Below are 12025 nucleotides of genomic sequence, written 5' to 3'. Positions count from 1 at the left end.
AATCCTTAAGGCTACAGCCTGTTTTCCACTTCCTTAAGACGACCATCCATATGCAGAGAGTTTTGAGCATAGCCCCGATGTTGGATTGGACGGATCGGCATTTTCGCTATTTTGTACGCCTAATTTCTCGGCGGGTGCTGCTTTATACCGAAATGGTCACCGCCGGTGCGATTTTGTTCGGGAATCGCGACCACTTGCTCGGCTTCCACCCCGCCGAAAAGCCGTTGGCGCTTCAATTAGGCGGCAGCAACCCTTCGGATCTTGCCGAGTGTGCGAGAATTGCCGAAGCGTATGGATATGATGAGATTAATCTCAATGTCGGATGCCCGAGCGATCGGGTGCAGAATGGGCGGTTCGGTGCATGCTTGATGGCCGACCCCGAGTTGGTTTCCGAGTGCGTGGCCGCGATGGCCGGTGCCGTATCGCTTCCGATCACCGTCAAAACCCGAATAGGCATCGATGAGCAGGACTCCTATGAGGATCTCGCGCGCTTCGTCGAGATCGTCTCGTCCGGCGGTTGTCACACCTTTGTCATCCATGCCAGAAAAGCGTGGCTTAAAGGCTTATCGCCTAAGGAGAACCGGGAAATACCACCGCTAAGATACGATGTGGTCGATCGAATCAAAGACGATTATGCGGCACTCGAAATCATCCTGAACGGCGGTATCGTCGATCTGGATCAGGCGGGGCTGCATCTTGAGCGGTTCGACGGTGTGATGATAGGACGAGCGGCCTACCATCAACCGTACTTGCTTGCAGAGGCCGACCGGCGATTTTTCGGCGATGACCGTCCGGTCCGCTCCCGGCGTCAAGTGGTCGAAGCGCTGTTGCCGTATGTCGAAACGGAATTGGGGCGGGGCGTACGTTTACAAGCCATCGCTCGGCACATTTTAGGGTTGTATCACGGTATGCCCGGCGGGCGGGCATGGCGTCGGCATCTTAGCCAGCATGCGACGAAAGCAAATGCGGGAGCGGATGTGCTTCTCGAAGCCACCCGCTATTGCGAAGAGTCAATATGCGTTTGATCGAGAAAGACATGGCGCATTCCTGCGCGATATACTTACCGATCACTATTAGCGACATCAATCATGCAAAACGTAATGGAGCATCTTTTTTCCCAAATCATACAATCTCTTGGGGAGGATATTACCCGAGAAGGACTAGTGGATACGCCTAAGCGGGCGGCGGCGGCTTTTCGTTTTCTCAATAGCGGCTACAATCAGCGCCTCGAGCGTGTCCTCAATAATGCCGTTTTCGAGGCGGATACGGAGGATATGGTGATCGTGAAGGACATCGAATTGTATTCATTGTGCGAGCACCATCTTCTGCCGTTCATCGGTAAATGCCATGTCGCTTATCTGCCTAAGGGTAAGGTGATCGGGCTTTCCAAGATCGCGCGCATCGTCGAAATGTACGCTCGCCGTCTTCAGATCCAGGAGCGATTGACCAAACAAATTGCGGACGCCATTCAGACCGCGATCGATCCCGCGGGGGTTGCCGTAGTAATCGAAGCCAAGCATCTGTGCATGATGATGCGAGGCGTCGAGAAACAAAACTCGGTTATGACCACCTCATCCATGCTGGGTTTGTTCCGCAAACAAATCAGTACCCGTTCGGAGTTTCTGGATCTTATCAACAGAAAATAGCGTGACAGAAGCAGGGAAATCCCGCCGTTGGGGTGTGCTTTTGGTCAATCTGGGTACGCCCGAGGCTCCAACCACGGCCGCAGTCCGACGCTATCTGGGCGAGTTCCTATGGGACTCCCGTGTCGTGGAACTGCCGAGGCCAATTTGGTGGATGATCCTTCATGGCGTGATTTTGCGGGTGCGGCCATCCAAGTCGGCACGAGCGTATCGGTCGATCTGGACCGACAGAGGCTCCCCGTTACTGGTGTTCAGCACGGATTTGACTCGATCGGTGCAAGCCGAGATCTCGGCGAGAATGGCTGGGGAAATCGTGGTAGAGGTGGCGATGCGCTACGGTAAACCCGGAATTCGGGAAAAATTGGAGAAGTTGAATAGCGCCGGGGTCGATGGACTTCTGATTTTGCCGTTGTATCCCCAGTATTCGTCACCGAGTACCGGGACCGTATTCGATGCGGTCGCCTCGGTGTTGAAGAATTGGAGATATGTTCCGGAGACCAGATTCGTCAGCGACTATCATGATTATCCGGCGTATATCCGGGCTGTGGCGAACCGAATCGAAGATTTCTGGCGCGACAATGGCGGACCTCATTTTTTGTTGTTTTCATTTCACGGTTTACCGGAACGAAGCCGCTCCCTAGGCGATCCTTACCATGAGCAATGTCGTACGACCGCAAAGCTGATCGCGGCTGAACTGAAGCTTCCGGAGAATGCTTGGCAGTTGGTTTTTCAGTCCCGTTTCGGCCCGGGGCGGTGGCTTCAGCCTTATTGCGTCGATGTGCTAAAAGCACTGCCGCAAAAGGGCGTTAAGGACGTCGATGTCGTTTGCCCGGGATTTGCCGTGGACTGCTTGGAAACCTTGGAGGAGATCGGCATTACCAACAAGGAGGTCTTTGAAAGAGCGGGTGGTGCCCAGTATCGGTTAATCCCCGCGCTGAACGATAGTCCGGAACATGGCCGCGTCCTGGCTGGTTTGATTACAGAGCACTTGCGGTAAAAGATAAAAGTCGCTCAACCGGCATAAATAAGCTTGAATACTTGATTGAATTGTTCGTCGAGTTTTTGGGCCAACTCATTCGCAGTTGCGATGTCAGTGCCGAAAAGACTCGGCTTGTCCATGTCGGTTACTGTGGTGTCGCGTGATGCATGATTAGAATAGCGTGAATAAACAAAGGATTGTGCCTGAGCGACCAGGGCTGCTTCGCAACTGAACACGTCGGCATTTTCCGGCGTATCGTGGTGCTCGATAGTCACGGCGATGATCTCCGGCAGCTTCCATAGCCGAGCCAATTCGGCGCCGACCTGATAATGGTCGAATCCGATAACTCGTCTTTCTCCTTCCTGATAGCTTATGTTCTCCGATTCCGCTAAAAGTGCCGCGGCACGGGCCAATTCCGGAAGGCGGTGATACACGACCAATCGCCCTATTTCATGTAATAGTCCACATAGAAATACGGCCTTTAGACGTTCGCCAAAGGGATGACAACTCGCGAATAATCTTGCCAATAGCGCACAGCGCACGCTCATGGCCCAGAATTCCTTCATTGTCATCAAGGTATTCGTTAAAGATGAAAATTTATCGATCACTAAAGTAGTTAATACCAAACTCCGAATTTCGTGGATGCCGACGATATTGAGTGCACGATGAATGGAGGTGACTTTGGTCGGAATTCCATAAAAGGCGCTATTGACGACCCGTAGCAGCCTTGCTGTGAGACCAGGATCATTTTCAATCAGTGTGCCGGCATCGCGCAGATCGGCCCCCGGGTTATCCAGTAGTTCATTCAGTTTTAAGAATAACTCCGGGGGGGAAGCTAATTGCACGTTCCCATTCAAAATTACGCGGACGCTAAGCGGGGTGAATGCATACATCGCTTTAGCTCTTGATGCGCATACCTAATACTATCCTGTCGTTAATTTGATTTGACTGATACGCCGATAAGTGGCATCTATATCACAGTTGGTTCATGGAAGACTTTATATGTGACGCGAGTTCCAATTGCCTCCTTTATTCTAACTGAGCTTCAGGTTTTTATCGGGTGCTATGACGCCAACCAACCAGTTCGGCGAAAAGTTAATTATTATCGGTGAGCATAATGAGCGTCATCGTGCCCAAGTCGAGTTAATCCTATCCGAAGCCGGTTTCGTGAATTTCGTAGCGGTCTCTAATGGAAGAGAGCTTCTTGAGCAATTGAGAAAATTCCAGCGGAGCCCTGAAGAAATCGGACTTATTATTCTTAATAGTAGCCTGCCCGAATGTCAGATTGACGAGTTTTGCCTGTCTTTTTCCTCGATAGACGAGGGAATCGGCATTCCCGCTATCATTTTTACTGAAGAATCGGTCGAATTGGACAGCACGCAAGTACGCCGCCTAACCCAGCTGAGCAGGCAAGGCGTCAGTCTGATTACCAAGCCTATTCGCGGACGCGATTTTATCCCCTTGGTTAACATGAGTTTGATACTCAGAAACGAGCGTCACCTGAGACGTAGCCAAGAAGAGCAACTTTTAAACGAACTCTCCGAACGCAAAATCATGGAGGCCCGATTCAAATATCTCGTGGCCCACGATGAGTTGACCGGCCTTGCAAATCGCCGCAGCTTGGAAAAGAAACTTCAGCTAGCCATCCACCGGTGCCGGAACTTCGATCAGGAAGGTGCATTGCTGTACCTGGATCTTGATCGGTTCAACATGATCAATGATCTTGAGGGACACGAGACCGGCGATCGTTTATTAGTGGAGACGGTCAGCCTGTTGCACGGCACGCTCGATTCGGACCACATCGCAGCCAGGATCGGAGCTGACGAGTTTTGTATCTTTCTAGAAAACGTCAAACAGCAGGAGGCATTGTCCATCGCTGAACGGCTCCGCCAAGCCATGGATGGTTTTCGCTTCGTTACCGGACAAGACAGTTATCACATATCGGCCAGTATCGGTGTGGCCCTGCTGGAATCGCGGAGGATGGCCAGTCATCCGAGTGTGCTGATTGCCGAAGCGCATCAGGCCTGTTACGCAGCGAAGGCGAACGGGCGTAACATGGTTCAGTTGTATAACGACAAAGATACCGAGGCTTGCACGCGGCGAAGCGACATCTTATGGGTTCCGCTGATCCGGGAAGCCTTGATGGAAAATCGGTTTTTTCTGGTTTTTCAGCCGGTTGTCAGGGTCAAGGACGGTGCCATTACGCACTACGAGGTCTTGATCCGGATGAGGGGCAAGCGTTCGGATATATTCTCGCCGGGAGAATTCATTCCGGTCGCCGAGCGCATGGGTTTGATTCACCATATCGACCTGTGGGTGGTCGATAAATCAATCGATTTCCTGGCCTCTCTGCCGGAACACCAGTCGCATGTCAGTCTAACGATAAATTTGTCGGGTGTTGCATTTCAAGATCAGTCCTTGTTACCCCTGATTAAACAAAAATTGGAAATGACCTGGATCTCCGCGTCTCGGCTTGCATTCGAGATTACCGAAACCGCGACTGTCGCGAATTATCAGCAAACTCGGGAAATGATTGCCCGCATAAGGGCGCTGGGATGCCATTTTGCCTTGGATGACTTTGGTGCCGGCTTTAGTTCGTTCGATTACATCAAAAAGTTTCCAGTCGATTATTTGAAAATCGATGGACAGTTCATAAAAAACCTGCTTCATGATGAAACAGACCAGGTACTTGTCAAGGCAATGATCGATATCGCTCGGAAGCTGGGAAAAAGGACCATCGCCGAATTTGTGGAAAACCCGAAGGTTCTTTCTCTCTTAAAAACGCTCGGCATAGATTATGTCCAAGGTTATCTGATCGGTAAGCCGGAACCCCATCTACTCGACAAAACGACTATCTCGATTAACGAGATCGCCGGTTCTTCGCAGTCGACTCAAGCTGCCTAGCCGAATCCGCTGTTTTTAGTTTCCGGTCCAGTTGATTAAGCCCTGACGGGCATATTTTTTATCCCATGCAAAACACCAGACGCGGCAAGACGCCACGCAAAAAACGGTCGTCCATCTTGTCTTTTCTGAACGCGTCATTTCGGCGCATCGCACTGTATTTGTCTCCCTTCGTGATCGCGATCATCGTCGGATATCTGGCCTATGTGGACCACACGGTCCGTCAGCAATTCGAGGGTAAGCGCTGGTCTTTGCCGGCCCGGGTTTACGCCAGCCCCGTCGAGTTGTTCGCCGGTTACGAGATGAGTGCCGATCGGCTCGAATGGTTATTGGAGCAGCTGAAATACAGAAACGATCCGAGCTTGTCATCGCAGGGTACTTATTTCAGGAAGGGTGCCGAGTATACGCTGAAGACGCGCGATTTTCGGTTCTGGGACAAACTAGAAAACTCTCGCAACATACGGGTGCGATTCGATGCCGGGCAAATAAGTTCGGTTAGCGACCCCGAAGACGCCAAGCCCCTGGCATTGTTTCGTTTGGACCCGGTCCAAATCGGGACGTTTTATCCGGCTCTGAAGGAAGATCGTATATTGATCAAGCTCAATCAAGCGCCGGAGCTTCTCTTAAAGGCCCTGTTCTCGGTGGAAGACCGGGATTTCTACGAGCATTTCGGAATTTCGCCTCGCGGCATTCTTCGGGCGATGTGGGCCAACATTCGCGCGGGGGGAATCGTGCAGGGAGGCAGCACCTTGACTCAGCAGCTGGTAAAGAACTTTTTTCTAAGCTCTGAGCGCACCTGGTGGCGCAAGCTTAACGAGCTGGTCATGGCATTGGTATTGGAGGCGCGTTATTCCAAGGATGAAATTCTGGAAGCTTATCTAAATGAAATTTATCTCGGTCAAGACGGTGCCCGAGCGATACACGGGTTCGGTTTGGCCAGCCAGTACTATTTCAGCCGATCGCTGGAAGAGCTGGAACTGCATCATGTTGCTCTGTTGGTGTCTCTGGTGCGAGGGCCATCCTATTACGACCCGTTTAGATGGCCGGAAAAGGCAAGGAAGCGTAGGGACCTGGTATTGGACGAGATGGTGGAACAAGGGCAGATTGCAGCGAGCCAGGCCGAGGAGGCTAAGGCAAGGCCTCTGGATGTGGTGAAGAATCCGCACCAAGCCATCAGCCGCTATCCGGCTTTCCTGGATTTGGTCAAGCGTCAGTTGCAGCAGGAATATCGTCCCGAAGACTTGACCTCGGAAGGGCTCCAGCTTTTCACGACACTCGACATATTCGCGCAGCACTATCTTGAATCGGCCGTCGAGACAACGCTGAAAAAGCTCGACAAACAGACCCGGACGACGCAACTGGAAACCGCCGTTGTGTTTACTCGCCGCGCTACCGGCGAAGTAGCCGCTTTAATGGGATCAAGAGACCCGCAGAATTCCGGGTTCAATCGCGCATTGGACGCAGAACGCCAAATAGGTTCACTGTATAAACCCGTCGTTTATTTGACGGCATTGGAGAATCCGCAACGCTACACGCTGATGTCGCCGCTGCAAGACATGGAGGTTCGGATCAGGAATCCCGGCGGCCGGCCGTGGACACCGAAGAATTACGATAATCGGGAGCACGGCATAATTCCTTTGCATAAAGCCTTAGCGCATTCCTTTAATCTGGCGACAGTTAATTTAGGCATGGATGTCGGGATTGCCCGTACCGCGGAAACCTTACGGAAATTAGGGGTTGAGAAGTCGGTGGAGCTGGTTCCGTCGCTGTTGCTGGGCACCGCCTCGCTAACCCCGTTTGAAGTCGCCCAAATGTATCAAACCCTGGCCAGCGACGGCTTTGTGGTTCCGCTAAGGGCGATTCAGGCGGTTGTTTCACAAGAGGGGAAGACCCTGCAGCGATACGGCCTCAGTGTCAAGCAGTCAATCGATTCAGCGGCAGTTTATTTGGTCGATACGATCCTGCAGGAAGTCATGCGGGAGGGTACCGGGAAATTTGCCTATGCCTATTTGCCTTCCCATTTCGACTGCGCCGGAAAAACTGGAACGACCAATGATCTCAGAGATAGTTGGTTTGCTGGATTTACCGGCGATTATGTGGGCGTAGTCTGGGTCGGGCGTGACGACAACCAGCCGGCAAAGCTAACCGGCGCCCAGGGCGCGTTACCGGTTTGGGCATCTACCATGCAAAAAGTGAGTAAGGAGTCGCTTGAGCTGGAGCCGCCCGAAAACGTCGATTTCGTTTGGATCGATCGTGCAAATGGCTTGAGATCAGATGAAAGTTGCCCCAGTGCGATTCGCTATCCGTTTATTGCGGGTTCTGCCCCGACAGACGTTTCGCCATGCGGTCGGCTGTCGAATCCACCGGAAGGAGTCGACTCTTGGTTTAGGCGTTTATTTTAGGTCCGGCGGCCAGGGCTAGCGAGAGATATGGGTTCCGGCTGAGCGTCTTGTATGCTTAATCTGCCCATCAGCGCTCTCGCCTCCGTTTTCTGTTGCTCATTGCCCATTTCCAGAACTTCCTTGAGCATGTCCAGCGCCGACTGCTTATCATCCATGTCCGCATAAGCCTTAGCCAAATCCAGTTTGGTTTCCAACTGGTCCATGTCGGTCAACGGCGCGTACTGATCCTCGTTCTCATCTGAAAGATTCTCCAGATTTTCCGTGTTTAGCGCTTCGCTTTCCGCTTGAACAGACGAAGCCAAGTCAAGCTCGAAATTGAAATCCGATGTTTCGAGATTCGAAATGGACGCTACGCGGTCCGATTTGGATACGTCATCTTGCGGTACACTGCTTTTATTCAGCTCATGCAATAGGTCGTCTATGGATTGATCCGCTTCTTCGTGCGTTTTAGTTTCAGGATGAGCTTTCAGTTTGCCCGCGTCAAAAGCAATCAGGTTGTCAAGTTTCGGCAGCTCACTCTCGGGCTCCTTTGAGTTGGCTTCAGAGTCCTCAAGGCCGAAGGAACTGAAATCGAAATCAAACATTTCATTGCCGGATGAGGCGTCGTCAGACTCCGGCTTGTCTTTGTGCTGTGCATTGGCCGCTAGCTCGAGCAAGATATCGTCAATGCTGTTCTCCGAACCCTGTGTTATGGGTTCTTTTCGGGAATTGGACCCCGGCTTGTCGGTCTCAAAGACGATGAGATTTTCGAGTTCTGGAGATTCATCTTCAGGCTGAGCTGTGACGACGGAAGGAGTTTCGCTCCGAAGATCGTCGACATCGAATTCCATGACGGGGTGCTCGGCGGCGATTGCCTGATCTTCATCTGGGTTTTGCGCATCGAAATTGAAGTCGAGAGAAACACGCTTTTCCTCTGCGGATGTCGATGTTTCGGCCACCTCGCTATCGAAGCGCTTCAGATCCTCGATGAGTTCATCGGTAAGATCGATAGAGCCCAGGATGTCCCTTGCATTCGCATCAAGAGCCAAAGGTCGGCTGGACGATGGCGACGCGCTAAACAGCGAGTTTCCGGGACATAATTCCCGTCCCATTTCAACCACATTTTCCCAGAAGTCGGCATCGCCGTCTTTACCTTGTCTTTTGAGTTCCTGGGCGAAACGCTCAAAAGCTTCTCGGTTCTCGGTGGCGTAATGAATTTCCAGAAGCTTGAGCTTGCATTCGTCTCGTTCGGGGTACTGCTCTATCGCGTTCCGGATCAAATCCTCCGCCTGCTTGTAACGGCCGTAAGCGAGATATACATCGGCTTCCGAAATCGGGTCGACTTCGTCCGCCTCGGCTCCTAAGGCGTCAAAATCGCTCGGCGTGAATTCGCTCAGAAAAGAGGTTTTTGTAGCGGTCGTCGGTTCCGAGATTGTGGAGTTGAATTTGGACTCCGCTTTTTTCGCCTTTTGCAGGTTTTCTTTCTCGGTCGCAAGCAAGATGCTTTCGGTCTCTTCGATCATGGCCGCACGGCGACGGGCAAGCAGCCATGGTATGACCGCCAGCAACATCAGACCTCCTGCTGCGGCACCGAGATAGGTCGGCTGATCGAACAAGTCGTCCCAAATGCTGCTCTGTTCAGGCTGCGGCGGCGCGGCAGGAACGGGCTTAGGCGCCTCGACCTTCGGCTGCTCGGTCTGGACGGCGGTGGGTTGGGGTGTTTGAGCCGTTTCTGGAACCGTCTCTGGAGAAGTCGGCGGATTCGCCGGCTGGGTGGATGGCTCCGCCGGCTTCTGTGCTTCCGGAGCCGGTGTCGTTTGAGCTGTTAGCTGTTCCGGATTAGGGGGCTCTTTCTTCGCCGATTCGGCCGAAGGTTGTTGTGCTTGTGGTTCTTGCAGCAGCGCAATCTGTTCGTTCTTCAGGGTCAAGAGACGATGCATCTCCGTCAGTTGCTGCTCGAGCTGAGTCAGGCGGGAACGGAGATCCTCGTTTTCCTGTTTGAGCGTCTCTGCGATTTCGAGCGCAATTTCTCCCTTGGATTTCCCGGCGCCATCCGTGCTTCCTGCGACCGCTTCTTCATCTTTCGTCTTGGTATCGGATGCGGCTAACAATTTGAGCTGAGTTTGCGTCGGCTGTGTCGCGGAGCCCGTCACAGCGCCCAAGCTCTGTGCCTTGTTACTGCGGCTTGCGACTTTCCCAGTCCGACTGCTTGATCGATAAAGCTCATCCCGCGCTTGCGAGCTGGTGAATTGCAGAACAAATTCGCGATCGGGAATTTTCAGCGTTTCTCCTGCCTTCAAAGTGTCCGGCGTGTCTCCATAAAACGCATGTGGGTTGTGCCGGTAAAGGGCGACGACCATTTGTTCCTGAGCGATGCTTGGGTCGCGATTTACCTGTTTGGCGATTTCCCAAAGCGTGGAATCTCTTTTGACTGGCCCGTATTCAGAACCTTGGATCGGACTTTCGGACTCGGATGAAGCGCTTGCCGTCGAAGCACGGGGCTGGGACTTGCGGGGCGAAACCTGGGCATCCGCAGTTTGCGGGTGGTCATCGTTCGGTTGCTCGAATACCGATGGAGATCGTGAGTCGACGAGCGCGCGATCGGAGAAGGTGGCAGGCGGGTCCAGCAGTACGGTATATTCACGTACTACGCGCCCGCGCGGCCAATTGACCTCTACCAAGAAGCTGACGAACGGTTCGTGCATGACATCGTTCGAACTCACCTCGATGGCATAGCTGCCATCGGGTTTTTGCACGGCGGTAAAACGCAGTTTGGTGAGAAAATAGTGCCGTTCCAAGCCGGCCTTGGCAAACGCTTCCGGGGACGCCAAAGCGATTTTGACGTCCGCCAGGGAATCCCCGCCGGAAAGAACTAGCGGAATCTCGGCGTTTAGCGACTGATTCAGGGCGGAGCGTAGCCTGATGTCTCCAATACCTAGCGCACTCGCTCCCATTGGGGCCAGTAGACTCATCATCGCCAAGGTTTTTGATAACTTACGCACTTATTGCCGCTCCTTTGTCCAATCGTTCCCGCCATTCATGGTGGCGGGAGCTGCCTAGATTGCTGAAGGAAAGCTTAGCCTAGATGTATGTTTTTGCCAGCACCTCGGCGATTTGTACGCTGTTGAGCGCCGCGCCTTTTCGTACGTTGTCGGCTACGACCCAAAGATCCAAACCTCGCGGGTGGGAAATGTCTTCGCGGATGCGTCCGACATAAACGGCATCGTGCCCGGCTGCGTCGGTAACCGCAGTCGGATAGCCGCCGGGCTTGTGTTCGTCGATCACCGCCACTCCCGGAGCACGGCTGAGCAATTCCCGCGCATGCGCAGCGGTGATTTTTTCCCGAGTCTCGATATGGACCGCCTCGGAGTGGCCGTAAAATACGGGTACCCGCACCGTAGTCGGGTTCACCCGGATACTGTCGTCGCCCATGATTTTGCGGGTTTCCCATACCATCTTCATCTCTTCCTTGGTGTAGCCGTTATCCATGAAGACGTCGATCTGGGGGATGGCGTTGAAAGCGATCTGCTTCGGATAGACTTCGGGGTTGATCGGTTTGCCGTTAAGCAATAAAGCGGTTTGCTTGCCGAGTTCCTCGATGGCCTTTTTTCCGGTTCCGGATACCGCCTGATAGGTGCAGACGTTGATTCGCTCGATGCCGACAGCATCGTAGATCGGCTTCAAAGCGACCAGCATCTGAATCGTGGAGCAATTCGGATTGGCGATGATTCCCCGGGGCTTGTACTGCCCGATGGCCTCCGGATTGACTTCCGGCACGACCAAGGGGATATCCGTCTCGTAGCGGAAACAGGAGGTGTTGTCCACGACCACGCAGCCGGCTGCCGCAGCTTTAGGGGCGTAAACGGCGGAAACCGATGCGCCTGCGGAAAACAGGCCGATCTGTGCCTTGGAAAAATCGAACTCGGCCACATCCTGCACGGTGAGATAGCCGCCTTTGAATTCCACGCGCTGGCCGGCGGAGCGTGCGCTAGCCAGGGCATACACCTGGCCAACGGGAAAGTTGCGCTCCTCCAGGATGGACAGCATGGTCTCGCCCACCGCGCCGGTGGCGCCCAATACTGCAATATCGTAAGTCTTGCTCATGGGGAAACTCGTTCGGG

8 protein-coding genes are annotated in these 12025 nt (G+C 53.2%); 5 read left to right on the top strand and 3 right to left on the bottom strand.

Translation table 11 applies throughout. The annotated features are described in order from the left end of the window. The first annotated feature begins 50 nt into the window (after positions 1-50). The 3 genes from dusA to hemH all read left to right on the top strand — a co-directional run bounded on the left by dusA (position 51) and on the right by hemH (position 2640). A complete protein-coding gene (dusA, locus tag B2A78_RS07080) occupies positions 51-1025 on the top strand; it encodes a tRNA dihydrouridine(20/20a) synthase DusA (protein ID WP_077729212.1) in 975 nt (324 codons plus the stop codon). Between the two features lie 63 nt (positions 1026-1088). After that, positions 1089-1646 carry a GTP cyclohydrolase I FolE gene (gene folE / locus B2A78_RS07075; RefSeq protein ID WP_077729211.1) on the top strand — a complete coding sequence of 186 codons (558 nt, stop codon included), beginning with the start codon at positions 1089-1091 and terminating at the stop codon, positions 1644-1646. A 1-nt stretch (position 1647) separates the two neighbouring features. Next, positions 1648-2640 (top strand): ferrochelatase, encoded by a 993-nt coding sequence (gene hemH / locus B2A78_RS07070; RefSeq protein ID WP_077729210.1) that lies wholly within the window; start codon positions 1648-1650, stop codon positions 2638-2640. Between the two features lie 14 nt (positions 2641-2654). Here the strand turns inward: hemH and B2A78_RS07065 are convergent, their stop codons facing one another. Continuing rightward, a complete protein-coding gene (locus B2A78_RS07065; RefSeq protein WP_077729209.1) occupies positions 2655-3515 on the bottom strand; it encodes an HDOD domain-containing protein in 861 nt (286 codons plus the stop codon). 172 nt (positions 3516-3687) lie between these two features. Here B2A78_RS07065 and B2A78_RS07060 point away from each other — a divergent pair, with 172 nt between their 5' ends. Next, positions 3688-5526 (top strand): EAL domain-containing protein, encoded by a 1839-nt coding sequence (locus tag B2A78_RS07060; RefSeq protein ID WP_077729208.1) that lies wholly within the window; start codon positions 3688-3690, stop codon positions 5524-5526. Positions 5527-5591: 65 nt separating this feature from the next. Further along, positions 5592-7925 (top strand): penicillin-binding protein 1B, encoded by a 2334-nt coding sequence (gene mrcB / locus B2A78_RS07055; RefSeq protein WP_077729207.1) that lies wholly within the window; start codon positions 5592-5594, stop codon positions 7923-7925. Here mrcB and B2A78_RS07050 read toward each other — a convergent pair. Together B2A78_RS07050 and B2A78_RS07045 are read right to left on the bottom strand one after the other, a co-directional pair. Continuing rightward, the gene (locus B2A78_RS07050) at positions 7922-10609 is read right to left on the bottom strand and encodes a FimV/HubP family polar landmark protein (RefSeq protein ID WP_168175367.1); all 2688 of its coding nucleotides are present in this window, start codon (positions 10607-10609) and stop codon (positions 7922-7924) included. The two genes, mrcB and B2A78_RS07050, sit on opposite strands and share 4 nt — an antisense overlap. Before the next feature lie 376 nt (positions 10610-10985). After that, positions 10986-12008, bottom strand: coding sequence for an aspartate-semialdehyde dehydrogenase (locus tag B2A78_RS07045; RefSeq protein WP_077729205.1), 1023 nt, complete (start codon positions 12006-12008; stop codon positions 10986-10988). Between the last annotated feature and the right edge of the window lie 17 nt (positions 12009-12025).

This window comes from Methylocaldum sp. 14B, assembly GCF_002005105.1.
Lineage (GTDB): Bacteria > Pseudomonadota > Gammaproteobacteria > Methylococcales > Methylococcaceae > Methylocaldum.
This window is presented reverse-complemented; position numbering and strand designations above follow the sequence as displayed.